The 23020-nt window shown below is 69.0% G+C and carries 23 protein-coding genes and 1 pseudogene; 12 read left to right on the top strand and 12 right to left on the bottom strand.

The genetic code is table 11. The features are described 5' to 3' along the window. Positions 1–301: 301 nt before the first annotated feature. The 3 genes from ACQ66R_RS11850 to ACQ66R_RS11840 all read left to right on the top strand — a co-directional run bounded on the left by ACQ66R_RS11850 (position 302) and on the right by ACQ66R_RS11840 (position 3406). Complete coding sequence (locus tag ACQ66R_RS11850) at positions 302–979, top strand: CHAP domain-containing protein (protein ID WP_430422188.1); 678 nt, start codon at positions 302–304, stop codon at positions 977–979. A 59-nt stretch (positions 980–1038) separates the two neighbouring features. Further along, entirely contained in the window at positions 1039–1992 is a 954-nt protein-coding gene (locus tag ACQ66R_RS11845) for a magnesium transporter CorA family protein (RefSeq protein ID WP_430422186.1), read from the top strand. 199 nt (positions 1993–2191) lie between these two features. After that, positions 2192–3406: a pentapeptide repeat-containing protein gene (locus tag ACQ66R_RS11840; RefSeq protein WP_430422184.1), complete on the top strand. Its 1215-nt coding sequence runs from the start codon at positions 2192–2194 to the stop codon at positions 3404–3406. A gap of 22 nt (positions 3407–3428) precedes the next feature. Here ACQ66R_RS11840 and ACQ66R_RS11835 read toward each other — a convergent pair whose 3' ends face one another. Together ACQ66R_RS11835 and ACQ66R_RS11830 are read right to left on the bottom strand one after the other, a co-directional pair. After that, a complete protein-coding gene (locus ACQ66R_RS11835; RefSeq protein ID WP_430422182.1) occupies positions 3429–3899 on the bottom strand; it encodes a DUF488 family protein in 471 nt (156 codons plus the stop codon). Further along, complete coding sequence (locus ACQ66R_RS11830; RefSeq protein ID WP_430422180.1) at positions 3896–4510, bottom strand: TetR/AcrR family transcriptional regulator; 615 nt, start codon at positions 4508–4510, stop codon at positions 3896–3898. The genes ACQ66R_RS11835 and ACQ66R_RS11830 overlap by 4 nt, the downstream gene beginning before the upstream one ends. A 71-nt stretch (positions 4511–4581) precedes the next feature. Between ACQ66R_RS11830 and ACQ66R_RS11825 the strand changes: the two genes are divergently transcribed. Genes ACQ66R_RS11825 through ACQ66R_RS11815 form a run of 3 tightly spaced genes read left to right on the top strand, consistent with a single transcriptional unit; the run spans position 4582 to position 7247 of the window. Next, on the top strand, positions 4582–5862 hold the full coding sequence (locus ACQ66R_RS11825; RefSeq protein WP_430422178.1) for an MFS transporter: 1281 nt from the start codon (positions 4582–4584) through the stop codon (positions 5860–5862). Positions 5863–5903: 41 nt separating this feature from the next. Further along, positions 5904–6779, top strand: a complete 876-nt coding sequence (locus ACQ66R_RS11820; RefSeq protein WP_430422176.1) for an alpha/beta fold hydrolase — start codon at positions 5904–5906, stop codon at positions 6777–6779. Positions 6780–6800: 21 nt separating this feature from the next. Next, positions 6801–7247: a potassium channel family protein gene (locus tag ACQ66R_RS11815; RefSeq protein WP_430426275.1), complete on the top strand. Its 447-nt coding sequence runs from the start codon at positions 6801–6803 to the stop codon at positions 7245–7247. Here ACQ66R_RS11815 and ACQ66R_RS11810 read toward each other — a convergent pair. Beyond that, on the bottom strand, positions 7236–8153 hold the full coding sequence (locus tag ACQ66R_RS11810; RefSeq protein WP_430422174.1) for a thioesterase family protein: 918 nt from the start codon (positions 8151–8153) through the stop codon (positions 7236–7238). The two genes, ACQ66R_RS11815 and ACQ66R_RS11810, sit on opposite strands and share 12 nt — an antisense overlap. A 224-nt stretch (positions 8154–8377) precedes the next feature. Continuing rightward, positions 8378–8611 carry a hypothetical protein gene (locus ACQ66R_RS11805; RefSeq protein WP_430422172.1) on the bottom strand — a complete coding sequence of 78 codons (234 nt, stop codon included), beginning with the start codon at positions 8609–8611 and terminating at the stop codon, positions 8378–8380. A gap of 139 nt (positions 8612–8750) precedes the next feature. On the opposite strand from ACQ66R_RS11805, the gene ACQ66R_RS11800 reads away from it, so the two are divergent. Beyond that, a complete protein-coding gene (locus ACQ66R_RS11800) occupies positions 8751–9578 on the top strand; it encodes a cytochrome b/b6 domain-containing protein (RefSeq protein WP_430422170.1) in 828 nt (275 codons plus the stop codon). Positions 9579–9592: 14 nt separating this feature from the next. After that, positions 9593–10381: a molybdopterin-binding protein gene (locus tag ACQ66R_RS11795; RefSeq protein WP_430422168.1), complete on the top strand. Its 789-nt coding sequence runs from the start codon at positions 9593–9595 to the stop codon at positions 10379–10381. A gap of 142 nt (positions 10382–10523) precedes the next feature. Here the strand turns inward: ACQ66R_RS11795 and ACQ66R_RS11790 are convergent, their stop codons facing one another. The 3 genes from ACQ66R_RS11790 to ACQ66R_RS11780 all read right to left on the bottom strand — a co-directional run bounded on the left by ACQ66R_RS11790 (position 10524) and on the right by ACQ66R_RS11780 (position 13969). Beyond that, the gene (locus tag ACQ66R_RS11790) at positions 10524–11300 is read right to left on the bottom strand and encodes an acid phosphatase (protein ID WP_430422166.1); all 777 of its coding nucleotides are present in this window, start codon (positions 11298–11300) and stop codon (positions 10524–10526) included. Positions 11301–11540: 240 nt separating this feature from the next. Next, positions 11541–12596 carry a 1,9-bis(guanidino)-5-aza-nonane synthase gene (locus ACQ66R_RS11785; protein WP_430422164.1) on the bottom strand — a complete coding sequence of 352 codons (1056 nt, stop codon included), beginning with the start codon at positions 12594–12596 and terminating at the stop codon, positions 11541–11543. Positions 12597–12697: 101 nt separating this feature from the next. Further along, the gene (locus ACQ66R_RS11780) at positions 12698–13969 is read right to left on the bottom strand and encodes a type III PLP-dependent enzyme (protein WP_430422163.1); all 1272 of its coding nucleotides are present in this window, start codon (positions 13967–13969) and stop codon (positions 12698–12700) included. A 355-nt stretch (positions 13970–14324) separates the two neighbouring features. Between ACQ66R_RS11780 and phnC the strand changes: the two genes are divergently transcribed. The 3 genes from phnC to phnE are packed head-to-tail and all read left to right on the top strand — an operon-like array spanning position 14325 to position 16941. Then, positions 14325–15119: a phosphonate ABC transporter ATP-binding protein gene (phnC, locus tag ACQ66R_RS11775; RefSeq protein ID WP_293361603.1), complete on the top strand. Its 795-nt coding sequence runs from the start codon at positions 14325–14327 to the stop codon at positions 15117–15119. Then, positions 15116–16132 (top strand): phosphate/phosphite/phosphonate ABC transporter substrate-binding protein, encoded by a 1017-nt coding sequence (gene phnD / locus ACQ66R_RS11770; RefSeq protein WP_430422161.1) that lies wholly within the window; start codon positions 15116–15118, stop codon positions 16130–16132. Before phnC ends, phnD begins: the two co-directional genes overlap by 4 nt. Next, positions 16129–16941, top strand: a complete 813-nt coding sequence (gene phnE, locus ACQ66R_RS11765; RefSeq protein ID WP_430422159.1) for a phosphonate ABC transporter, permease protein PhnE — start codon at positions 16129–16131, stop codon at positions 16939–16941. Before phnD ends, phnE begins: the two co-directional genes overlap by 4 nt. Positions 16942–16967: 26 nt before the next feature. On the opposite strand, the gene ACQ66R_RS11760 is transcribed toward phnE, so the two are convergent. The 3 genes and pseudogenes from ACQ66R_RS11760 to ACQ66R_RS11750 form a co-directional block, all read right to left on the bottom strand. Beyond that, complete coding sequence (locus ACQ66R_RS11760; RefSeq protein ID WP_430422157.1) at positions 16968–17453, bottom strand: NUDIX hydrolase; 486 nt, start codon at positions 17451–17453, stop codon at positions 16968–16970. Positions 17454–17539: 86 nt separating this feature from the next. Further along, on the bottom strand, positions 17540–18637 hold the full coding sequence (locus tag ACQ66R_RS11755) for a glycosyltransferase family 4 protein (RefSeq protein ID WP_430426273.1): 1098 nt from the start codon (positions 18635–18637) through the stop codon (positions 17540–17542). 126 nt (positions 18638–18763) lie between these two features. Next, positions 18764–18946 (bottom strand): annotated as a pseudogene (locus ACQ66R_RS11750) (TetR/AcrR family transcriptional regulator); the annotation flags it as partial. Positions 18947–19167: 221 nt separating this feature from the next. Here ACQ66R_RS11750 and ACQ66R_RS11745 point away from each other — a divergent pair. Then, on the top strand, positions 19168–19806 hold the full coding sequence (locus tag ACQ66R_RS11745; protein ID WP_430422155.1) for a TetR/AcrR family transcriptional regulator: 639 nt from the start codon (positions 19168–19170) through the stop codon (positions 19804–19806). A gap of 45 nt (positions 19807–19851) precedes the next feature. Here the strand turns inward: ACQ66R_RS11745 and ACQ66R_RS11740 are convergent, their stop codons facing one another. Both ACQ66R_RS11740 and ACQ66R_RS11735 read right to left on the bottom strand, forming a co-directional pair. Continuing rightward, on the bottom strand, positions 19852–20841 hold the full coding sequence (locus ACQ66R_RS11740; protein WP_430422153.1) for a D-2-hydroxyacid dehydrogenase: 990 nt from the start codon (positions 20839–20841) through the stop codon (positions 19852–19854). A gap of 46 nt (positions 20842–20887) precedes the next feature. After that, entirely contained in the window at positions 20888–22987 is a 2100-nt protein-coding gene (locus ACQ66R_RS11735) for a redoxin family protein (RefSeq protein ID WP_430422151.1), read from the bottom strand. Positions 22988–23020: the final 33 nt, after the last annotated feature.

Genomic DNA, 23020 nt, shown 5'->3' with positions numbered 1-23020 from the left:
CGTTGCGTGAGGACGCGGTATCCGAAGGTTACAAGTGGTTAATCAGAAGTCCAATGCGAGCTGTCGTTTAGCTGAATTGGGGAATGCAAACGCGTGTTCGCCAATAGTTTTCTTCGACGGATGTCATATCGCGGTCGAAAACAGTCGGATACTTGTATTGTGGTGCGTGCGCGACCCCACATGCCTAAGCCGAGCTGTGGATAAACCGGGCGCGACGTCTCGCCGCGCCGCGTAAACCCTCTTTTCACTCAGCGCAGATATCGTTACCCCTTCACGCCGAGAGTTCGGGGAGTCACCGAGTATGCGCAAACGGACGCGGACCCTGTTGGGTTCCCTGGCCGCTGCGGCCTTCTTCGCCGTCGCTCCGGCCGGCGCGATCGCCGAGACGTACTGGCAGTGCGTGCCCTTCGCGCGCCTCATTTCGGGCATCCAGATCTTCGGCGATGCGCGCACCTGGTGGAGCCAGGCCGTCGGCAAGTACGAGACGGGCGTGGTGCCGCGCGCCGGGGCGGTGCTGTGCTTCAAGCCGACCTCGCGCATGCGTCTGGGCCACGTGGCCGTGGTCAGCCAGGTGCTGACCGACCGCGTCGTACAGATCACCCACGCCAACTGGAGCCCCATCGAAGGCTCGCGGGGCAAGGTGGAAAAGGACGTCACCGTCATCGACGTGTCGGCCAACGGCGACTGGAGCCAGGTGAAGGTCTGGTACGATCCCAACCGCGACCTGGGCGGTTCGACCTATTCGGTGCACGGCTTCATCTATCCCGACGCCACGTCGCGGATGCTGGCCGCGAGCGGCGTGACGCGCTTCCAGAACGGCGCCATCGCTGTGGCCCAGCAGGCCGCCCAGCAGATGGCCAGCGCCGTGCGCCCGAACAGCCAGGGTCCGATGAGCGTCCTCTCGCAGGCCGCCGACTCGACCGATCGCATCGCCGCTCTGATCGCGGCCGCGACGCGCCCGGACAACGGCTCGAACTAAGCTTCGGCAATTGACGGCCCCGCCGACGCGCCTTCACAGAAGGGCGCGGAGGCGGCGGCATGCACAATGTCCTTCGGCGCGGACAGAGCGCCTTCCAGGTCGAGACCCCGGGCCCCGGCTGGCGGCCGGACCCCGAGGTGGTCTGGATCGATCTCCTCCGGCCCACGCGCGAGGAAGAGCTGGCCGTCGAGGCGGCCCTGGGCATCGACCTGCCCACCCGCGAGGAGATGGCCGCGCTGGAGCCGTCCAGCCGCCTCTACCAGGACGGCGGCGCCACCTTCATGACCGCGACGCTGCTCGCCCGCAGCCACGAGAACAAGCCCTTCGGGACGCCCGTCACCTTCGTGCTGTTCAAGGGCCTGCTGGTGACCCTGCGCTATGAGGACCTGCGCGCGTTCACGGTCTTCTCGGGCCGGGCGCTGGAAGAGGAGAAGACCAGCGGCTGCGAGGCGCTGCTTGGCCTGCTGGACGCCGTGGTCGAGCGGCTGGCCCAGGTGCTGGACGACACCGGCCGCAGCGTCGAGGATGCGTCCACGGCCATCTTCGACCGTCCGCGCGCCGGCAACTTCCGGCCCCTGATGACCAGCCTGGCCCAGGCCCAGTCGGTCACGGCTCTGGCCCGCACCAGCCTGGTCAGCGTGGGGCGCCTGCTGAGCTTCGCGGTCCTGGCGCCCGAGATCGCCGACCAACCCGTCTGCCGCGCCCATCTCAAGACCCTGCAGCGCGACACACAATCGCTGACCGAACACTCCAGCCACCAGTCGGCCCACGTGGCCTTCCTCCTGGATGCGGCGCTGGGTCTGATCAACATCGAGCAGAACGGCATCATCAAGTTCTTCTCGGTGGTGGCGGTGGTGTTCATGCCGCCCACCCTGGTGGCCTCGATCTACGGGATGAACTTCGACGTCATGCCCGAGCTGCACTGGGCCTTCGGCTATCCGATGGCGTTGGTGGCCATGGTGGTGGCCGGGATCCTGCCCGTGCTGTGGTTCAAGAAGCGTGGCTGGCTCTAGAGCGCGTTGGGCGAGAGCGGACGCCGGTTTCGCTCCGAAACGCGCTCTGAATCAAAGCGATCGAGCCTGCTCATCCGGGTCAGTTGGTTCCACGCTCTAGGTTGTTTTCGAACAACTTTGGCGGGGATTTCGTGGCCCCTTAAGACTCTCCCGCAACCCATCCTTAAACGCGTTGGGCGATGGTGAACGACAGGTTCCCATGTCGTCCGCCCCGCAACAGCACCATCTGGCTCTCGACGTCCACGCGCTGCGTGAGGCGCTGGACGCCCACCAGCGCTATCTGGCCGGACGGTCAGGCGGGCGGCGCCTGTCGCTGCACTACGCCGATCTCGCCAACTGCAGCCTCGAGGGCATCGACCTGCGCGACGCCGACCTGACGGGGGCGAAGCTGGCGGGCGCCACCCTGGCGCGGGCTAATCTGAGCCGTGCGATCCTGTTCGGGGCCGACCTGCGCGAAGCCGACATGCGGCACGTGAACCTGAAGCGCGCCGACCTGCGCGGGGTGTGCATGCGCGGGGCGAACCTGGCGGGCGCCGAACTGGCCGGCTGCGACCTGCGCGAGGGCCGCATCGCGTTGCAGGACAAGCTGGACGGCTTCCGGATCCTGCGCCACGAGCACCGGCCGGGCGAGCTGAACTATGCGGTGCTGTCGGGGGCCAACCTGCAGGGCGCCCAGATGAGCGGCGCCGTGGCCATGACCTCGGACTTCACCGACGCCAACCTGTCGGGCGCGGTGCTGACGGGCGCCAAGCTGATGCGGGCGGTGCTGGACGGGGCCGACCTGTCGGGCGCCGACCTGGCCGGGGCCGACCTCTCCGGCGCCTCGATGAAGCGGGCGGTGCTCAACGGGGTGAACCTCAATCAGGCGCGGCTGGACGATTGCGATCTGACCGGCGTGCTGCGGGCGCCGCCGCCGATCTTCTACATCGACGACAGGTCGCTGACCGAAGTGCTGGCCGAGCATGAGGCCTATTGCGATTCCGGCGGCCGGCGCGGCCAGGTGATGAAGCTGTCCGAGGTCGACTTCCGGCCGGTCAGGACCTTGAAGCGCCGTCGGCTGTCGGGGCTCTCGGCGCCCGTCTCGATCTTCTTCGGCATGGACCTGGAAGGCGTGCAGCTGCAGGGCGCCGACCTGTCGGGCTGCGACTTCCGGGGCGCCAACCTGCGCGAGGCCGACCTGCGCGGCGCGCGGTTCACCGACGCCCAACTGACTCGGGCCGACCTGCGGGGCGCGAAGATGGGCCCGCTGAACATCGCCGAGGGCCGCTACGTGCGGACCGACTTCACCCGCGCCTCGTTGCGCGGGGCCGACCTGCGGGGCGCCCACGCGCCCAAGGCTCGTTTCCTCGAAGCCCAGATGGACGGCGCGCGCGTCGCGGGCTGCGATCTGGCCGGCGCCGAGCTCGAGGTCTGACGACGCGCGCGGGCCAGACGCGCTACAGCGTCGACGGCTCCAGGTTTTCGACGGCGAAGTTTGCGGCCAGCGACATGTGCTCGACCACGATCGAGCGGTGGCACCCCCGGTGGTCGGCCTCGTAGCAGAGCAGGGCGGTTTTCTTTTCCCGCGCGATCTCGATGGCCTGGGCCAGCTGCAGCTGGGCCGCGGGCTCGGCCATGTGGGCCTCGAAGATCTCGCGCATCTCGGCGGTCTTCCCGCGCCGCGCGGCCATGCGGCCTTCCTTGGGCGTGCCGAGTTCGCGCAGGTGAACGTACCGGATGCCGGCGTCCTCCAGGCTGGCGGAGAGCAGGCTCTTGGAGAATCCGGCGCGGCGCGAGGCCGCCACCGCACGCACATCGATCAGCACCTCGACGCCGGCGGCCTTCAGGGCGTCTATCACCCGAGCCTGGGGGGCGCTCTCGTAGCCGATGGTGGCGAGGGGGATCGCGCTGGGCGGAGTGGTGGTCACGGAGCTTCCTTGGCGCCCTCGCGGGTGTGGGCCTCGATCAACGCCTCTGCCGCCCCCTTGGCTGCGCCGGCCGGGCCGTCGTCGCCGAACAGCTGGCTGGTGACGTAGACGCCCTCGATCAGCAGCAGCAGGCTGTCGGCCAGCTTCTTGGGCTTCCGGGCGCCCATAGCCTTGGTCATGCCGCGCAGGCGGTCGCGCAGTTCGGCCTTGTGATCGACGGCGACCTTGCGACCCGGATGCTTGCGGTCGGGATACTCGACCGCCGCGTTCGTCAGGCCGCAGCCGCGATAGCCGGGTTTGGCCGCGCGGGCGCCCAGGTCCTCGAAGAAGGCCATCAGGCCCGCCCGCGGGTCGTCGGGGTGCCGGTCGACCGAGGCGTGGAAGTAGCCCCAGAACCCCTCGGCCTGACCCTGCAGATACGCCGCGATCAGCTGGTCCTTGGATTCGAAGGCGCGATACAGGCTGGGCTTGGTGGCCCCGGCGCGCGCGACGATCTCGTCGACGCCGACAGCGCGGGCGCCCTCGCGGTAGAATAGGTCGCTGGCGGTCGACAGGATCCGCTCGGCGGCCTTCTTGGGCGGCTCTTCCGGGGTGGGGGCGATTTTTGTCATGGCTTGGCCTTGCGCGTTACCGACCGGTACGTATCTAGTGCTCGAGGCTCGAGGGGACACCGGTCGGTAACATGAAGATAGTCGCGCGCCGGCCGTTCGGCCAGAACTACGCCTGGGTGGTCGCCGGCGTGACTTTCCTGGCCCTGCTGGCGGCGGCCGGCCTGCGCTCGGCGCCCGGCGTACTGCTCACGCCCTTGCATGACGCCTTCGGCTGGGAGCGGGCTGCCCTGTCGGCCGCCGCCGCCATCGGCATCTTCCTCTATGGCCTGGTCGGACCGTTCGCGGCGGCGCTGATGCAGACCCTGGGCCTGAAGCGCACCTTGCTGGCCGGCCTGATCCTGATGAGCGTTTCGACCGCGCTCAGCCTCTTCATGGCCCAGCCGTGGCAGTACGTGGCCACCTGGGGCGTGCTCTCCGGCCTGGGCAGCGGGGCGGTGGCGCTGTCGATGGGCGCCACCGTCGTGAACCGCTGGTTCGTCAAGCAACGCGGGCTGGTCATGGGCCTGCTCAGCGCGTCGACCGCCACCGGTTCGCTGATTTTCCTGCCCAGCATGGCGGCCCTGGCCCAGACCGGCGGCTGGCAGCCAGTGGTGATCACCGTCTCGCTGGCGGCTGCGGTCCTGGTCCCGCTGGTGTTCTTCCTCATGCCCGAGCGGCCCGCCGATATCGGCCAGGCGCCCTACGGCGCGACCGAGGTCGAGCCGGTCCCGCCGCCCGGCCGGCCGCAGGACGCGGTGAAGCTGGCGCTGGGCGTGCTGTCGCGGGCGGCGCGCAACCCGGCCTTCTGGCTGCTGTTCGCCACATTCTTCGTCTGCGGCTTCACGACCAACGGGCTGATCGGCACGCACCTGATCTCGTTCTGCGGCGACAAGGGGCTGGTGCTGGTCCAGGCCGGACTGCTGCTGGCGGCCATGGGCGTCTTCGACATGGTGGGCACGACCGCCTCCGGCTGGCTTACCGACCGATACGACCCCCGCAAGCTGCTGTTCTTCTACTATTCCCTGCGCGGCCTCTCGCTGCTGGCGCTGCCGTTCCTGGATTTCAATGTCGTCAGCCTGTCGGTCTTCGCGGTGTTCTACGGCCTGGACTGGCTGGCCACCGTGCCGCCCACCGTGCGGTTGGCCACCGAGAACTTCGGCGAGCGCGAGGGCCCCATCGTGTTCGGCTGGATCGCGTGCGGCCACCAGATGGGCGCGGCGACGGCGGCCTTCGGCACGGGCGTGCTGCGCGACCTGCAGGGCCGCTACACCGAAAGCTTCGTGATCGCCGGAATGTTGGCCCTGGCGGCGGCCTTCGCCGCGCTGGCCATCGCCCGCGGCGGCGCGCGGCCTGCGACGCCCGTTCCGACGTGACCGGGTTTCCTCTCCCGGGGGAACCCGGCTAGGAGGGGACCATGGACGCCAAGGTGGATTTCGAGCCGCGGTCGCGGCAGGTCGCGCTCTCGACGCGGGGCGGGACGATGGCGGTGCTGGACTTCGGCCCGGCGGACCGGCCCATCGACATCGTCTTCTCCCACGCCAACGGCTTCAACGCCCGCACCTATCGCACCATCCTGGCCCCGCTGGCGGCGTCCCTGCGGGTCGTGGCGATCGACATGCGCGGTCACGGCGCCTCGACCCTGCCGGCCGATGTCGAGACCCGCGGCGGCTGGAACGATTTTCGCGACGATCTGCTGGCCTTCCTCGACGCCGAGGCGGAGGGCCCGGTCGTGCTGGCCGGCCACTCCATGGGCGGCACGTCCAGTCTGCTGGCCGCCGCGCATGCGCCCGAACGGGTGAAGGCGCTGGCGCTGTTCGATCCGGTGATCTTCGCCATGGGCATGGCCCGCGACCCTGTGAACGACAACCCCCTGGCCGAGGGCGCCCAGCGTCGGCGCGCGGTGTTCCCGTCGAAGGCCGCCGTCGTCGAGGCCTACACCGGCCGCGGCGCATTCCGCAGTTGGAGCGCCGAGCAGCTGGCCGACTACGTCGAGGCGGGCTTCCGCGAAACCGAGACGGGCGAGGTGACCCTGACCTGCGCGCCCGCCTGGGAGGCCTCGAATTTCCGCACCCACAACTACGACGTCTGGGGGGCGTTCCGGGCGACGCGCTGCTCGGTCCGCATCCTGCGCGCCGAGGTGGGCTCGACTGCCCGGCTGGACGAGGGCCAGGCCGAACTCGAGGCGACGGGCCGGTTCCGCATCGACCTGATCCCCGGGACCAGCCACTTCCTGCCGATGGAACGCCCCGAACTGGTGCGCGAGACCCTCATCGCCGTCGCGGCGGGCTGACAGGCGCCGCCATTCCGGCCCATCCTGCGGCCGGTCTGCAGGAGGGCGCACATGGCCGATCAGCTGAAGGGTAAGACGCGGGCGGTCGACATTCTCATTCGGGGCGCCAACAGCGTGGGCGAGCTGCTGCTCATCTACGCGGGGCTGGTCGTGATCGCGGCGGCAGGGTTCGCGTTCTTCGAGGGCAAGTCGTTCGGCGATGCGCTCTGGTGGTCGGTCGTCACGACCACCACCACCGGCTATGGCGACATCAGCCCGCAGACCGTGGGCGGCCGGGTGCTGGCCGGCTTCGTGATGCTGACGGCGATCCTGTTCGTCCTGCCGCTGCTGATCGGGCGGATCGCGCTGGCGCTGATCGAGAACCGCGACGCCTACACCCACGAGGAGCAGGAGGCGATGAAGGCCGAGCTGGTCGCCATCCGCGCCGAGCTGGCGCGGCTCAACGCGGCGCGGGAGTCACAGCCCTAGGCCCGGGACCGCGTCGGCCTCCACCCGCGCCAGCTCGTCGTCGGACAGGGAGATGAGCTTGCGGGTGGTCAGGTCGAACGAGACCGCGATGGCCTCGGCGCTGGCCCACGGGCGGCCGGTGTCGGGATCCAGCATCCAGTGAACGAGCCTGCGGATGCGCGCATCGCCGCCCGCCGAGCCCGAGCGCATCTCCAGCCGGTCGCCGGCCCGCGGCCAGTGATGATGGACCAGCCGATACTCCACGGCCGCGCCGCCGATCTTGGGCGGGCCGTCGTCGACATTGCCCGGGCGGCGACCGGCGAACAGGTTCGGGATCGCGTCCGAGAGCCGGTGCATGAATCCCTCGGTGCGCAGACGGCCGAAGGCGTCGCAATCGGCGACATCGACCACGCCCAGGCCGGTGCGGCGCAGGCCTATCGCCTCGGCGCGCGCCAGGCTGGCCTGGGTTTCCACGGGATCCAGGCCGATCGAGCGGGGGCCGGCGCCCTCCGGGACGTCCGTCTTCAGCGCCTCGGCGCGGGCGCGAACGCGGTCTGGCCAGGGGAAGGGGCGGCCGTCGCGGGCGGTGGCGTGGGCGACGACGGTCTGGATCGCCGCCGCCAGCTTGCCGTCGTGGTGCCGCATCAGGAACGACAGCCGCGCGTCGGTCTCGCCGATCTCCAGCACCCCGCCGGTCATCGACAGGGCGGCGCCGGGGCGGGCCTCCTTCAGGAACCTGATGTGCTGCTCGCGGACGATCAGCGTCGCCTCGGTCGAGGGCGCGAACACCCGCGGCATGCCCAGCTCGGCCGCCAGCCCGGCCAGGGCCTCGATCGACTTGGCGACATAGAAGCCGACGTTCAGGTGGCCCATGGAGTCGCTCTCCCAGGCCGCCACCCCGCCGCGCCACACCTCGATCGCCGCCATGCCCATCCCCACCGTTGCGGGGGGAACTTACGGGCGCCCGCCGGAGGCCGCTACCTCGCGCGCGCCTTTCAGCTGCGGTGGCACGTCAGCGCCGCTCAAATCGACCACGAACCACACGAACCACACGAACGCGCGGTTGGGTCCGCACTGCGAGCAGAAGGCTCCGTTCGTGTGGTTCGTGGTCGATTGGGACAGCGCCTGCGGCGCGCGCTGAGTCGGCCGGGTCAGCGCTTGGCGGCGGATGGGTCGAGGGTGGGGTCGGATGGGCGGGGGCCGCCGTCGCCGGCCCCTTGGCGAGGCTGGGGGTTGGCGGCGCCCGGATCGATGGAATCGTCCTTGTTCACCGAGGGATAGCGCTCGGCGCCGGCGTTGTCGGGGGCGTCGTTCAGGGGCCGGGCGGCGTTGTCCGTGCGGCCCTGGCTCTGGATCTTGTCGTCGGCGTGCGTCTCGGCGCCCATGGGGAAACTCCTTGCGCGTGTAAGGTCGCCTCCAAAGCGCAACTGCGGACGGTATCGTTCCGATGCGTTTTCCGGGCTCGAACCGGCGCGCAGGCGGCGCCACAATGGAGAGGCTGATTTGAGGGGGCCGAAGGCGGCGATGACGGACAAGCCCGCGAAGGTGCTGGTCAAGCGCCACTCGGTGGTGACCAGGCTCACCCACTGGCTGAACGTGCTGGTGATCAGCCTGCTCCTGATGAGCGGCCTGCAGATCTTCAACGCGCACCCGGCGCTGTACTGGGGCGCGAAGTCCACCTTCGCCGAGCCCTGGCTGGCCATGAAGAAGGAAGAGATCGGCGACCAGCCGCGCGGGATCACCACCATCGGCGATCTGAAGTTCGACACCACCGGCGTGCTGGGCTGGTCGGGGCCCGAGGGCATGCGCGAGCAGCGCGGCTTCCCCTCGTGGGCCACGGTCCCCAGCTGGCGCGACCTGGCGACCGGCCGCAACTGGCACTTCTTCTTCGCCTGGCTCTTCGTCCTGAACGGCCTCGTCTACCTGGCCTGGGGGCTGCTGGGGGGGCACCTGCGGAAGGATCTGCTGCCTAGCCGCGACCAGCTCTCGCCCCGTCACATCCTCCATGAGATCAGCACCCACGCGCGGCTCAAGTTCGCCAAGGGCGAGGAGGCGCGGCGCTACAACGTGATCCAGAAGTTCACCTACCTCGCGGTGATCCTGGTCCTCTTGCCGACGATGGTGGCGACGGGGCTCTGCATGTCGCCCGGGTTCAACGCGGCGGCGCCCTGGCTGGTGGATCTCTTCGGCGGGCGGCAGTCGGCGCGCTCGATCCACTTCATCTCGGCGGCGCTGATCGTCGCCTTCGTTGTGGTCCACCTGATCCTGGTGGTGCTCTCGGGGCTCTGGAACAACATGCGTTCGATGATCACCGGCCGCTACGCCATCGAAGTCGAAGGCGGGCGGTCTTGAGCGGGAGGGCGGGCGTGAAAAGGAAGCCGGGCGTGAGCCTCAACCGCCGTCACTGGCTGACCGCCGCCGGCGCGACCCTAACGTCGCTTTGGCTGGCCGGCTGCGACAAGCTCGCCACCAACTCCACCTTCACCGGGGTTCTACGGGTGGCCGAGAAGTGGAGCTATCGGGCCCAGCGGCTGGTCGCCGACCGCAATGCGCTGGCCGCCGAGTTCACGCCGGCCGACATCTCCAAGGATTTCAAGGCCAACGGCACCCTGCGCCCGCAGGACGACGAGTACGTCGAGCTGATGGCCAGCGGCTTCGCCGACTACAAGCTGGTGGTCGATGGGCTGGTCGAGCGGCCCCTGGAGCTGACGATGGGCCAGGTGCGGGCGCTGCCGTCGCGCACCCAGATCACGCGGCACGACTGCGTCGAGGGCTGGTCGTCGATCGGCAAGTGGAAGGGCGCCCGGCTGTCGGCGCTGCTGGCCCAGGCCAAGCTGAAACCCGAGGCGAAGTACATCGTCTTCCACTGCTTCGACACGCTGGAGCAGACACTGGACGGGTCGGGCCGCTACTACGAGAGCATCGACCTGGTCGACGCCATGCACCCGCAGACCATCCTGGCCTACGAGATGAACGACGCGACCCTGCCCGTGCGCCACGGCTATCCGCTGCGTCTGCGGGTCGAGCGCCAGCTGGGCTACAAGCACGCCAAGTACGTGATGCGGATCGAGGCCGTCTCCGACTTCAGCCAGATCGGCCGCGGCCAGGGCGGCTTCTGGCCCGACCGCGGCTACGAGTGGTACGCGGGGATCTAGGCGCGTCAGCGCCCCCTCCACCCCTTCGGGGTCCCCCTCCCCCATTGGCATGGGGGAGGAACTAGAGCCGATCGATCTCCCTCAGTTCCTCACCCGCTTGCGGGGGGCGCGAAGCGGTGGAGGGGGCGTCAGGCGCCCTGTCCTAGAACGGCGACTTGTTCAGTTCGGCTTCCTTGGCGCACATCGCGGCGTCGGGCTTGGGGCCCGAGGCGCGCAGGGCGGCCAGTTCGGCGCGGGCGGCTTCCAGGTCGGCGCGGTAGGCCGGCGACGACTGGGTCAGCGCGAACTGGGCTGAGGCCAGGGTCATGCCGGCGTCGACGGCGCTGACCGTGTGAACCCCGCAGACCGCGCGGCTGTCGGCGAAGGCGCGGCCGCGGGCCAGGACCTGGGCGGCGCGGTCGGGCGCGATCTCGGCCACCACCAGCGCGTCGCCCCAACCCAGCTGAGCGTGGCCCGACGGATAGTCGAAGCTGTTGTCCAGCGCCGGGCTCTTCTCGGTGCAGATCGTCCCGCCCCAACGCTTGTAGGGGCGCGCCCGGCTGTAGACCGCCTTGGCCGCGGTGTTCAGCCGTCCCACGTCCATCGAGGTGCGGGTCAGGACCAGCGCCAGCTTGGGGGCCGAGGCGGCGTCCAGCTTCACGCCCACGGCGCACGAGAAGTTGGCGATCCGGTTGCTGATCGCATAGGGCACATCGGCCTGGGCCTGGGCCCAGCGGGGGCCGCCCTCCAGCTTGCGGGCCGCCTCGTAAAGCCGCTTGTCCTCGAGGTCGCGGGCGTCGCCCTCCTTGGGCGCGGGCCGCAGGATCTGGGCCGCGTCGGGCGTGGTCGTCAGATAGCCCGACGGCGGCGGCTGTCCCGTCGCCGACCCGAAGGCCGCAATCCCGGCGACCAGCGCCGCCAGCCCGACACGCACCCGCATGACACTCTCCCCGCTTCTTTGCCAAAGGGTGTCGCAAAGCGGGGCCGCCGGCGCAACCGCGCGCTCGCACCTCCCCCGATGCGCCAGCAGCGGGGGAGGGGGACCAGTCGCCGAAGAGCGACTGGTGGAGGGGGCGAGCCACATCGCGGGAATCGAAAAAGGGGCGGCCGCAGGCTCGACGCCTGGGGCTCGCCCCTCCACCATCCCCCACCGCGTCCGCGCTGGGGGAGGTGCGTGTGTCTAGGCCTTCAGGAACAGATCCGCCCAGCGGGGCTTCTTGCGGGCCTTGTGGCTGCCGCGGTGCCAGGCGTCCGAGGCGATCAGCGGGACCACGGTGGTGGCTTCGGCGAACACCATCTGCTCCCAGGTCACGTCCACCTTGCCCCACGAGCAGGCTTCTTTGAGCGTCGAGGACGAGCAGGCGCCGTCGCGCACGTCGGCCACGGTGATCTGGACAGCGTACTTATGCATGTCGACCTCGTGGCCGAGGATTTCGGCGCATACGACGGTGTCCTGCGCGAAGTTCTTCGGCACGCCGCCGCCCACCATGAAGAGACCGGTCGCGCCGGCCTTCAGCTTGATCTCGGTCAGCTCGCGGAAGTCGGCCACGGCGTCGATCGTGAGGTAGGGCTTGCCCGCCTTCATCCGCTCGACCTGGTGCTTCACCAGTCCGAAGCCGGCCGACGAGTCGACGAACGCCGGGCAGAAGATCGGCACGCCCTCGTGATAGGCGGTCTCGACCAGGCTGCCTTCCTTCTTGGCGTTGCCGGCGGCCAGCCACTTGCCCATCTCGTAGATGAACTCGCGGCTCGAGTAGGGGCGCGGCTCCAGCAGTTCGCACAGCGCGTAGATCGTGCCGTCGCAGTTCTGGAGCTCTTCCTCGTCGATGTAGGTGTCGTAGATGCGGTCGATGTACATCTCGCGCAGCTCACGGTCGTCGACGGTAGAGTCGGCCTGGTAGTGCTTGAAGCCCAGGGCTTCGAAGAAATCCATGTCGACGATCGAGGCGCCGGTGGCGACGATCGCGTCGATCATCCCGTACTTCACCATGTCGCGGTAGATGTGCATGCAGCCGCCGGCGCTCGTGGAGCCGGCCAGGGTCAGCCAGGTCGAGCAGTCGGGATCGGCCAGCGACATCGACCAGATGTCGGCGGCGCGCGCGGTGTCGCGGCTGGTGAAGCTCATCTTGCGCATGGCGTCGATGACGGGGCGGGCGTCGTACTGGTCGATCGCCACGTGCTCGACGGTGTTGGCCAGCAGCTCGGCCTTGCGGTTCGAATTGGTCGGAGCGTTCATCTTCCGAAGTTCCCTTCTGAGGGTGATCGCCCGTCCGAAAATAGAAAGGCGCGACCGGGACGGAGCGACCGGCCGCGCCTATAGCACTATTGTGACCCTTCTTAGCGCTTGCGGCGGCTCTTCCCGGCGCGGCCCTTGGGGCGCGAGAGGCGAACGACCTTGCGGTCTTCCTCCCGCTCCTCGCGGGGCAGGCGGATGGTGCGACCGGCCAGACCGAACATCGAGGCCATCGGGGCGTCCTGGACCTCCACGATCTCGGCTTCGCCGAACCCGTTGAAGTTCGTCGTCATGGCCACGCCGTAGGCGCCCAGCATGCCGATCTCGATGTAGTCACCCTCGCGGATGTCTTCCGGCAGCCAGAACGGGCCCGGCATGTGGTCGATCGAGTCGCAGGTCGGACCGTAGAAGCGAAAGGGCCGGAGGGCGCCGTCCACCTCATGGGCGTCGTCGCCTTCGCCGCGGTACAGCTTCACCGGGAAGGGCCACTTCATGTGCGCCGCATCGAACAGCGAGCCGTAGCTGCCGTCGTTGAGGTACAGCGCGTCGCCCTTCTTGAGCTCGACCTTGGTCAGCACCGAGGAGGCTTCCGCCACCAGGGCCCGGCCGGGCTCGGCCCAAAGCTCGGTTTCCTCGTGCACGCTCATCTCGGCGAAGCCGCGCTGGATGGAGTCGACATAGTCGCTCATGTCCGGCGGGATCATGCCCGGGTAGACCGACGGGAAGCCGCCGCCCACGTCGACGATGTCGACCATGACGCCGGCGCGCACGATGGCGCGCTGGGCCTGGGCCATCGCCGCCTGGTAGGCGGTGGGCCGCATGCACTGGCTGCCGACGTGGAAGCTGACGCCCATCTTGCCCTGGGTGGCGCGGCGCGCGGCCAGCAGCAGGGCCGGAGCCTCGTGCAGATCGACGCCGAACTTGCCGGACAGGGAATAGGAGGCGCCTTCCGCGACGACCGCGAGGCGCACGATCAGGGTCAGGTCCTCGGCGCCGTCGGTGGCCTCGAGGATCTTCGCCAGCTCCTCATGCGTGTCGAGCGCGAAGGTCTTCACGCCGAAGCGGTGGTACGCCTCTGCGATCGCCTTGCGGCTCTTCACCGGATGCATGAAAGCCATGCGCGCGCCCGGGGCGAATTGCGCCACGAGCTCGATCTCGCGGATCGACGCCACATCGAACGAGTTCACGCCGTTCTGCACGAGGGTCTCGATGACCCACGGCGAAGGGTTCGCCTTCACAGCGTAGAAAACGTCGCCCTTAAAGCTGTCCTGGAACCAGCGCGCCGCTACCGCCACCGCGTCGGGTCGCGCAAAGGCGACGGGACGCTCCGGTGACCGCTCACGGACAAGGTCCAGGGGCGTATGGTACGTCTGCACCTCACGCAACCCCCAACGGATTGTTGAACCAAGTCCGGCGTTAGCAGCGCTTTTGAGGACATCGGGTCCGCCGGAAGGCGCGCATTTAGGGGCAATGGACACCCATGTAAAGTCTCGTGTTTGCGACTTTTTGCGCGTCGCCTCGCGTAGGCGCGCGCGAGACGCCGTCCAGGGGCCCGCGACGGGGCCCGCGAGGGGGCGACCGGTCCGTACTCTTGGCGCAGTTGCAGGCCGTTCGCCCTTTAGGGGGCGCCATTTTGGCCGAAGGGCTCGCGAGCCCGGCCCCGCGCTGGACCGCATGGCGCCAGACGTGCCATGAAGCCGGGTTTGTTACGGGAAAGCTCCGACCGACCACATGCCTGACGCCGCCGTTCTGTCGATACGGAACGTCTCCAAGACCTTCGGCCAGCGCCGGGCCCTCGACGGGGTGTCGCTGGACGCCAGGAAGGGCGAGATGATCGCCCTGATCGGCCCTTCGGGCTCGGGGAAATCCACCTTGCTGCGCTCGATCAGCGCGCTTCAGACGATCGACGCCGGCCCCGGCGAGATCGTGGCCTTCGACGGTCCGGTCCAGAAGGACGGCCGCATCGATTCCAACGTGCGCAAGACCCGCACGCGGATCGGCATGATCTTCCAGCAGTTCAACCTGGTGGGCCGGCTCTCGCTGTTCACCAACGTGGCGCTGGGCTCGCTGGGCCGGATCAGCTTCTGGCAGGCGGCGCTGGGCCTCTGGCCCGCCGAGACCAAGCAGGCGGCGATGGCGGCCCTGCACCGCTTCGGCGTCTCGGACTACGCCACCCAGCGCGCCAACACGCTGTCGGGCGGCCAGCAGCAGCGGGGCGCGATCGCCCGGGCTCTGGTCCAGAAGGCCAAGATCATCCTGGCCGACGAGCCCGTCGCCTCGCTCGACCCCGTCTCGGCCCGCCGGGTGATGGAGATCCTGCGCGAGCTGAACAAGAACGACGGCCTCACGGTCCTCGTCACCCTCCACCAGGTTGACTACGCGCTGCGCTATTGCGACCGCGTGGTGGCGCTGAAAGCTGGCAAGGTCGTCTACGACGGTCCCTCCGACGGCCTGAAGCGCGAACAACTCATCGACATCTACGGCCCCGAATTCGAGGACGTCTTCTGGGAAGGAGCGCCCACATGATCCGCCGCACCCTCATCCTCACCCTCTCCGCGGCCGCCGTGGCGCTCAGCGCCTGCGGCAAGCCCGAGGAAAAGGCCGCCGCCGCCGGCGCGCCCACCGAGCTGACCTTCTCGATCCTCTCTGCCGAGAATCAGGCGTCGATGGAGCCGCTGTGGACGCCGCTGCTCACCGATCTGTCCGAGTCGATCGGCGTGAAGGTGAAGCCGTACTTCGCCACGAACTACACCAGCCTGGTCGAGGCGATGCGCTTCAAGCAGGTGCATATGGGGTGGTTCTCGGCCTCGCCGGCGCTGCAGGCCGTGCGCCGGGCCGACGCCGAGGTGCTGGGCCGCGTGGTCGACGCCGGCGGCGAGGCCACCTACAAGTCGGTGATTATCGTCCGGAAGGGCAGCGGGATCACGCTCGACAAGATCCTGTCCTGCGACAAGACCCTGAACTTCGGCCTAGGCGACACCCAGTCCACCTCAGGCACGCTGGCGCCGATGACCTATCTGTTCACGCCCCGCGACATCGAGCCGGCCAAGTGCTTCAAGTCGGTGCGCTCGGCCAGCCACCAGGCCAACGCCTTCTCGGTGGCCAACGGCGTCCTGGATGTGGCGACCAACAACTCGGTCGGCTTGCTGTTCTTCGCGCGTCAGAGCCCTGAGCTCGCCGCCAAGGTCGAGACGATCTGGGAAAGTCCGCCGCTGCCGGAATCGTCGATCGTGGTGCGCCGCGACCTCGACCCGGCGCTGAAGGAAAAGATCCGCCAGTTCTTCCTGACCTACGGCACGGGCACGGACGAAAAGGCCGCCAAGCAGCGTGAGGTCCTGAAGGGCCTGGCCTATGGCGGCTTCAAACCGGCCGACAACAGCTACCTGGATCCGGTGCGCGAGATGGAGGCCGGCGAAGCGCTGGCCGCCGCCAAGCGCTCGGGCGACGCGGGCCGCATCGCCAAGGCCCAGGCCGAGTTCGACAAGGTCCGCGCCGACGCAGCGCAGAAGCGCGCCATCGAGCCCGCCGCCGCCCAATGACCACCACGACGACCACCGCGAGCGCGGTTCCGCCGCCGCCGCAGAAGACGCTGGCCCAGAGGGTCCCGGATTTCCTGATCTGGGGGGTCCTGATCGGCTTGCTGCTGATCGCGTTCGGCCCGGCCGAGCTCTACAAGCTGCCGCTTCTGTTCGCGAACTCGTCCAACATGCAGGAGCTGGGCCGGGGCTTCGTGACCCCCGACTGGACCAACTTGCAGCTCTACGTCTCCAAGATGTGGCAGACGATCCAGATGGCCATCTGGGGCACCTTCCTGGCCATTCTGACGGCGATCCCGCTGGGCCTGCTCGCCTCGCGCAACATCACGCCGTGGTTCATCCAGTGGCCGATCCGCCGCGCGCTCGACATCGTCCGGTCGATCCCGGACCTGGTGATCGGGATGATCTTCCTGGTGGCCGTGGGGCCGGGCCCGCTGGCCGGCGTCATGGCCCTGGCGATCGGCACCTCGGGCGTGCTGGCCAAGCTGTTCTCGGAAGCCACTGAGTCCATCGATCGCGGGCCCGTCGAGGGCGTGCGCGCCACCGGCGGCGCCAAGCTGCACGAGATCGTCTGGGGCGTGATCCCCCAGGTGGCGCCGCTGTGGACCAGCTATGCGCTGTACCGCTTCGAGTCCAACAGCCGCAGCGCCACCGTGCTGGGCCTGATCGGCGCCGGCGGCATCGGCCAGGTGCTGTACGAGAGCATGAACAGCTTCAGCTACTCCGAGACGGGCGCCATCGTGATCGTGATCATCGTGGCCGTGGTCGGCATCGACATGCTGAGCCAAGCGATCCGCGGACGGCTGCTGTAGCTCTCCCTCCCCTGAGGGGAGGGAAACTACGACTTGAACTTCGCCAGCAGTTCCCGCAGCTCAGGCTCGTCCACCAGGCTGGCGGCCTCGGCCGGTGACGACCACAGGCGGTCGCGTTCGGCCATCTCGGGCCAGATGTCGCGGGCTTCGGTCACCTTCAGCGCGAACACCATCACCCGCACATGCTGGAGTCGGCCCGAGGCCAGGCGCTTGTCGTAGTGGTAGACGCCCAGCGGCTTGCGGTGGGGCTCGCCCAGCACGCCGGCCTCCTCATAGGCCTCCTGGGCCGCCGCGCCTTCGGGCGTCATGTCCTTCATCGGCCAACCCTTGGGGATCACCCAGCGGCGGCTCTCGCGCGACGTGATGAGCAGAATCTCGACGGCGCCGTCCGTGCTCTTGCGCCAGGGCAAGGCGGCGTACTGGGTGCGCGGCTCCCGATCGGGCTCTGGCCGCAACCTGTCGGTCTTCTTGCCCATCGGCCGTGCTTCGACGCTCCCGTGCGGTTCGAACATTTGTCGAGCCTGGAGCCGGGCGATTTACGCGGGGTTGCGCCCCGCGCCAATCCCGGATGTCACAAAAGCGTCATAGAGCGGCGAGGTCAGGCCGCGTCCTGCCCTCGCCGGCGCACGCGGGCCAGCCGGCGCAGGCGCCGCCAGAACCGCGTCTTCTCGGGCTCGGGATAGGGCTGCAGATTCTTCACGAAGTCCTCGGCGCAGGCTCGCCACGAGAACTTCTCGGCGAAGGCGCGCACCCGCTTGCGGTCGAGGTCCAGGCACTGGAGGCAGGCCTCGCGCAGGCCCTCGGTGGCGGTCAGCGCCAGGACGCCCGCAGCCGAGCCCGGGATCAGGTCGATGGGCCCCGGCGCCGGATAGGCCGCCACCGGCGTGCCGGCGGCCATGGCTTCCAGGATCACCAGCCCGAAGGTGTCGGTGAGCGACGGGAATACGAAGACGTCGGCGCAGGCGTAGTGGTCGGCCAGCTCCTTGCCCGACTTCGGCCCTTTGAAGACCACCTCGGGGTATTTCTCCTTCAGCTCCTCGAGCTGTGGTCCCGGCCCCACGACCACCTTCGTCCCCGGCAGGTCCAGGGCCACGAAGGCCTCGATGTTCTTCTCCACGGCCACGCGGCCCACATAGAGGAAGATCGGTCGGGGCAGGTCGGCGAAGATGTCGGGCTCGTCCTCGGCGCGGGGCCGGAAGATGTCGGTGTCGACGCCGCGCGACCAGGCCGAGATGTTGCGGAAGCCGTGGTTCGACAGCTCCTCGCGCATGGTGGGCGTGGCCACCATCAGCCGGCCCGACGGCTTGTGGAACCACTTCATGTACGCATAGCCGGCCGCCAGGGGCAGCGGCAGGCGGGCCGAGACGTATTCGGGAAAGCGGGTGTGATAGCTGGTCGTGAACGGCAGCTTCCACTCCACGCAGATGCGCCGCGCCGCAAGGCCGATCGGGCCCTCGGTGGCGATGTGGATGGCCTCGGGCTCGAACGCCTTGAACCGCTCCTGCACCGGCTCGTAGACGCCGATGGCGACCTTGATTTCGGCGTAGGTGGGCAGCGGGAAGGTCTTGAACTGGCCGGGATGGATCACCTCCACCGTGTGGCCCATGGCCTGCAGCTCGCTGACCACGCGCGTCAGCGTGCGGACCACGCCGTTGACCTGCGGCTCCCACGCGTCGGTGGCGACCAGGATGCGCATGGGCCGCAGCGCGTCTCTGGGCGCCGTGATGGCCTCGCGCAGGCGGCGGTCCGAGCGCACCGGCTTGGGCTTGTCAGGCTGGCGGAAGGCCTCGTTCTGCAGGAAGGCCCAGAAGGCCCCCAGCAACGCTTCCTTCGTCGGGAAGTGGCGATAGACCGTCCGCTCGCCCACGCCCGCGTCGCGCGCGATCTCGGCGAAGCTGAGGTCTTCCAGGCTGCGGGTTTCCAGCTGGCGGCCCACGGCGTGGAGGATCTGCTCGCGGGTCTCCTCCCGCTGGCGGTCGCGCAGGTTCGGCAGGGGGGTTTTCATGACAGTGGCACTGTCATGAGTTCGAGAGGGAAGTCAACGCTGAGCGCCGTTCGCCCAAACTGGCGCTAAGGGCCGCATCCGGCGCCCAATCTGCGCACAATGTTACCTGGCTGACGCATCCGGCCCTGCCTGCGGCCACGTAGGCTCTGGCATGACCCGCCCTCATATTGCTAGGGGCGTAGCGTGAGCAGGCCCTCCCCAGGTCGCTGAAATTGGGTCCGATGGACGCCAGAACCTATCCCATGCGGGCGACGCCCAAGTCGCAGAGGACGCGCGCGCGCATTCTCGACGCGGCGACGCGCCTGTTCGCCGAGATCGGCTACCACGCCGCCTCCAACGCGGTGATCGCCGACGCCGCGCTGCTGACGCGTGGCGCGATGCTGTACCACTTCGCCACCCGCGAGGAGCTGGTCGAGGCGGCGGTGGCCCATATCGACCTCGCCCGCGCGCGCCTCTTCGAACAGGCCGCGACCACCCCGGCCCCGCCCGGCGTCGACGCCGCCGAGCAGGCGATCGATTCGTACTGGGCCCTGCTGCACGAACTGCCGTTCCGCGCCTTCGCCGAGCTGGAGGCCGCCGCGCGCACCGATCCGATGCTGGCCGAGCGACTGGCCGGCGCCCAGAGCGCCTTCGACCACGCCCAGCTGGGCGGCGACCGCGTAGGCGCCCTGGTCTCGGCGGGCGATGATCCCCGATCGCAGACCAGCCGCGACCTGGGCCGCTTCCTGCTGGAAGGCCTCGCCAAGGGCTCGATGACCTACGACGAGACGGCGCGGCGCGAACGCCTGCTGCAGGTGGTGAAGCGCGCCGTCCGCATGCTGAACCGCAAGGGCGACCTCCACGACCTCTGGGGGGACTAGCACCTCCTCGCTCTCTCCGCTTTGCGGGGGGAGAGGAGGTCTGCGCTAGCCGCCCGCCAGCACGTCCTTAGGGTCAGCGAGGTTCTTCAGAGGTTCGCCGCTGACGAAGCGCTTCAGGTTGTCGAGGAAGAGGGCGTCGTTGCGGGCCGCGTTGCCGGTGCTCATGCCCGACGAGTGTGGCGTCAGGGTGACCCGCGGGTGGTCCCAGAACGGGCCGTCGGCAGGCTGAGGCTCGGCCTCGAAGACGTCCAGGACGGCATGCTCGGGCACACCCTTCTCCAGGGCCGCCAGCAGCGCGGTCTCGTCCACCAGGCCGCCGCGGCCGACGTTCACGAAGATCGCGCCCGGCTTCATGGCCCCGAAGAACGCGGTGTCGGCCATATGGCGGGTCTCGGCGGTCAGCGGGCAGGCCAGCACCACGACGTCGGTCTGCGGCAGGATCGAGATCAGGTCGGCCGGCGCCGTGATCTGGTCGGCCGAGGTGTCGGCGGCCGGGTTGCGGCGTACGCCGGTGATGTGGGCCCCGAAGGCGCGGGCCCGGTCGGCCACGCCCTTGCCGATGGCGCCGAAGCCGACGATGGCCCAGCGCGAGCCCGAGATTTCGCGGAAGGGGTGGCGCTCCCACCTATGCGCGGCCTGGGCGGCGCGGCGCCTGGCCCCGCCCTGCAGCGCATCCAGCACCCCCCACAGGACATAGTCGGCCATGCCCACCGCCTGGCCGTGGCTGGTGGTGAGCTTGGCGCCCTTCTGGATGATCTGCTGGAAGACGGGATTGTCGAAGCCGGCCGCGCCGCTCTGCGCCCATTTCAGGCTGGGCGACTTCAGCATCGCCACCATGAAGGCGCGCGCCTCAGGGGCGAAAAAGACGTCGGCGTTGGTCCAGGCCGCGTCGGCGTCGATCTCTTCGGGTGCGAGGGTCCGGCCGTTGGCGACGACGGTCCCGCCGGCGCCCATCACCAGCGGCTCGACGCCGGGCATCGCGTCGATCTGCGCCTGCAGCCGGCGGTACGACGGTTCGAAGATCAGTAGGCGCATCGGTCTCTCCCTGGCCCCGACTTAGACCAGGGAGAGCGCACGATGACTAGCGTCCGCCGCCCGGCTTGGCCGCGGGGGCCGCGCTGGTGGTGGCGGCCGGGGCCGACGGCATCGGGTGGCCCGAAGCCTGCTGGCGCATCCGTTGGCGCATGACCTGCAGCGCCGCCATCAGCTCGTTGTTCTCGACGCCGCCCGACTTGTCCTGGTCCATCTGGGCGTAGAAGGGCTTCAGGCGGTCGCCCAGCTCACCCTTGAACTCGGCCTGCTGGATCTTGCCGTCCATGTTGTCGTCGAACATCCCGAACAGGCGGGTCTGGTCCATCAGGTCGTCGTAGTTCGTGAGCTTGGTCGCCGTCTCGTCCACCCAGCGATAGCGGATCGCCGTGTAGAACATCTCCTCCCAGGACTGGTCGCCCCAGACGATGGTCTTGCTCGGGTCCGGGTTGGCCGGGTTCTGCTTGGAGTTGTCGTACCAGTAGTTGGCGATCAGCTTCGAACCCGCCGGAATCTTCAGCGGCTCAGCGAAGGTGTACTCCCGCTGCCAGTTGAAGTCGTAGCGCGGCATCGCGAGGATCTGCTTCTTCGAGCCGTCCGGGTACTGGACCCAGACGTCGGAGGCATAGCCGCGGTAGTGGGCATGCGGGAACGCCGAGTACAGCAGCATGTCCTTCGGCACCTCGAGGAAGGCCGTCTCCTTGTGGCGCGCTTCGCCGGCTGGGATGCGGATCGAGTTGTCCACGATCACCGAGTTGCGCATCACCAGGCCGGGCTTCTCGTTGTCCTTGTAGAAGTAGAGGCCCAGGTACGACTTGTCGGTCACCTCCTTGCCGAAGGGCGTGTAGTGCGCCTGGAAGCCCACGGCGCCGCCCGGCGGGAGGTAGGTGCCGATGTTGGAGGGCCACAGCGTCGCCTCGGCGCCGACGGCATAGCCGCCCATCGAGGCGCCCCAGCGGCTCTCGTTGCCCTTGCCGTCCTTCGGCATCTCCTTGAGGTAGCCGGTCAGGAAGTGGTGCACCGCCTGGCGCTCGCCCACCTTGTAGGCCGAGGCCTTGACCCACTTGCCTTCGGTGAGCGGATTGGCCACCGCCGGGCGCTGATAGTCGACCACGCCCGAGGCGGGGATCGTGTACGCCGGGATCTCGAGGATCAGGTCCGGCTTGCCCATCGGCCACTCGGCCAGAGCGGGCCGCTTCTTGGCCAGCGGATCGGGGCCCGCGCCGCGCTCGGCGCCCTGTTCCACCCAGCGGACGATCGTCTTGATCTCGGCCGGGGTCAGGCTCTTGTCGTCCTGGAACTTGCTGACGTGTGCGTCGACGTTCCAGGGCGGCATGCGGTCGGTGCGGATGACCTCGCGGATCATCGGCGAGAAGCCCTTGACCTTCTCGTAGCTGGTCATCGCGAAGGGGCCGATGCCGCCTTCGACGTGGCAGGCCACGCACTTGGCTTCCAGGATCGGCGCGACGTCCTTGGCGTAGGAGATCTTGGCCACCTTGCCGCGGTCGGGGAAGTCGATCAGGCAGCCCGGGCTGGGCTTGCCGGCGGCCATGGCCTGGCGGCCGGCCAGCGCGGCCTCGATGGCGTCGGCGGTCCAGGCGTGGCTCGCGACCGCCTTCTGCGCGCCGTAGTCCAGCCGGTCGTCCAGCGGGCCGCGATAGACGACCTTCCAGGTCTTCGGATCGATCACGAAGAACTCGGCCGTGCGGGTGACGCCCAGCTGCTCGCCGACCAGCTGGTTCTTGTCCATCAGGATGGGCAGGTCGTAGCCGTACTCGGCGGCCTCCTTGGCCACCTCCTCGGCGCTGTCCTGGAGGTTCGAGTTGAGCATCATGAACTTGACGCCCATGGGCTCGTACTTGGCGCGCAGCTCCTTCACCTTGGGGGCCAGGTTGCGCACGATCGGGCAGCCGTTGCCGTGGGTGATGAGCACGACGGCCTTGGCGTCGCCGGCCTCGCGATACAGCTCGTGACCCATGTAGTGCTGGTCGGCGAGCATGAAATTGTCGATCTGCAGCGGCATCGCCGTCCTGGCGCCCTCGGTCGTCGAGGTCGGGGTCGCGGCGGAGAGCGCATTGGGCGCCGAGCTGTCGCTGGCGCAGCCGGCCAGAAGAGCGGTCGCGGCCGCCGTGGCCAGGGCGGAAAGGCGCATCTGCATCATTCCATAGTCCTCCCATGGGCCGCG

The organism is Phenylobacterium sp. (genome assembly GCF_965284355.1).
Lineage (GTDB): Bacteria > Pseudomonadota > Alphaproteobacteria > Caulobacterales > Caulobacteraceae > Phenylobacterium.
The sequence above is the reverse complement of the archived record's forward strand: the minus strand, read 5'-3'. Positions and strand labels throughout refer to the sequence as shown.

Bases quoted from the DNA above. Each gene is read 5' to 3' on its own strand.
- ACQ66R_RS11800 (WP_430422170.1), top strand. From the start codon at position 8,751: ATGACGGACAAGCCCGCGAAGGTGCTGGTCAAGCGCCACTCGGTGGTG.
- ACQ66R_RS11805 (WP_430422172.1), bottom strand. From the start codon at position 8,611: ATGGGCGCCGAGACGCACGCCGACGACAAGATCCAGAGCCAGGGCCGC.
- ACQ66R_RS11810 (WP_430422174.1), bottom strand. From the start codon at position 8,153: ATGGCGGCGATCGAGGTGTGGCGCGGCGGGGTGGCGGCCTGGGAGAGC.
- ACQ66R_RS11745 (WP_430422155.1), top strand. From the start codon at position 19,168: ATGGACGCCAGAACCTATCCCATGCGGGCGACGCCCAAGTCGCAGAGG.
- ACQ66R_RS11740 (WP_430422153.1), bottom strand. From the start codon at position 20,841: ATGCGCCTACTGATCTTCGAACCGTCGTACCGCCGGCTGCAGGCGCAG.
- ACQ66R_RS11760 (WP_430422157.1), bottom strand. From the start codon at position 17,453: ATGTTCGAACCGCACGGGAGCGTCGAAGCACGGCCGATGGGCAAGAAG.
- ACQ66R_RS11850 (WP_430422188.1), top strand. From the start codon at position 302: ATGCGCAAACGGACGCGGACCCTGTTGGGTTCCCTGGCCGCTGCGGCC.
- ACQ66R_RS11790 (WP_430422166.1), bottom strand. From the start codon at position 11,300: ATGCGGGTGCGTGTCGGGCTGGCGGCGCTGGTCGCCGGGATTGCGGCC.
- phnE (WP_430422159.1), top strand. From the start codon at position 16,129: ATGACCACCACGACGACCACCGCGAGCGCGGTTCCGCCGCCGCCGCAG.
- ACQ66R_RS11845 (WP_430422186.1), top strand. From the start codon at position 1,039: ATGCACAATGTCCTTCGGCGCGGACAGAGCGCCTTCCAGGTCGAGACC.
- ACQ66R_RS11820 (WP_430422176.1), top strand. From the start codon at position 5,904: ATGGACGCCAAGGTGGATTTCGAGCCGCGGTCGCGGCAGGTCGCGCTC.
- ACQ66R_RS11735 (WP_430422151.1), bottom strand. From the start codon at position 22,987: ATGCGCCTTTCCGCCCTGGCCACGGCGGCCGCGACCGCTCTTCTGGCC.
- phnD (WP_430422161.1), top strand. From the start codon at position 15,116: ATGATCCGCCGCACCCTCATCCTCACCCTCTCCGCGGCCGCCGTGGCG.
- phnC (WP_293361603.1), top strand. From the start codon at position 14,325: ATGCCTGACGCCGCCGTTCTGTCGATACGGAACGTCTCCAAGACCTTC.
- ACQ66R_RS11785 (WP_430422164.1), bottom strand. From the start codon at position 12,596: ATGAACGCTCCGACCAATTCGAACCGCAAGGCCGAGCTGCTGGCCAAC.
- ACQ66R_RS11825 (WP_430422178.1), top strand. From the start codon at position 4,582: ATGAAGATAGTCGCGCGCCGGCCGTTCGGCCAGAACTACGCCTGGGTG.
- ACQ66R_RS11840 (WP_430422184.1), top strand. From the start codon at position 2,192: ATGTCGTCCGCCCCGCAACAGCACCATCTGGCTCTCGACGTCCACGCG.
- ACQ66R_RS11830 (WP_430422180.1), bottom strand. From the start codon at position 4,510: ATGACAAAAATCGCCCCCACCCCGGAAGAGCCGCCCAAGAAGGCCGCC.
- ACQ66R_RS11755 (WP_430426273.1), bottom strand. From the start codon at position 18,637: ATGCGCATCCTGGTCGCCACCGACGCGTGGGAGCCGCAGGTCAACGGC.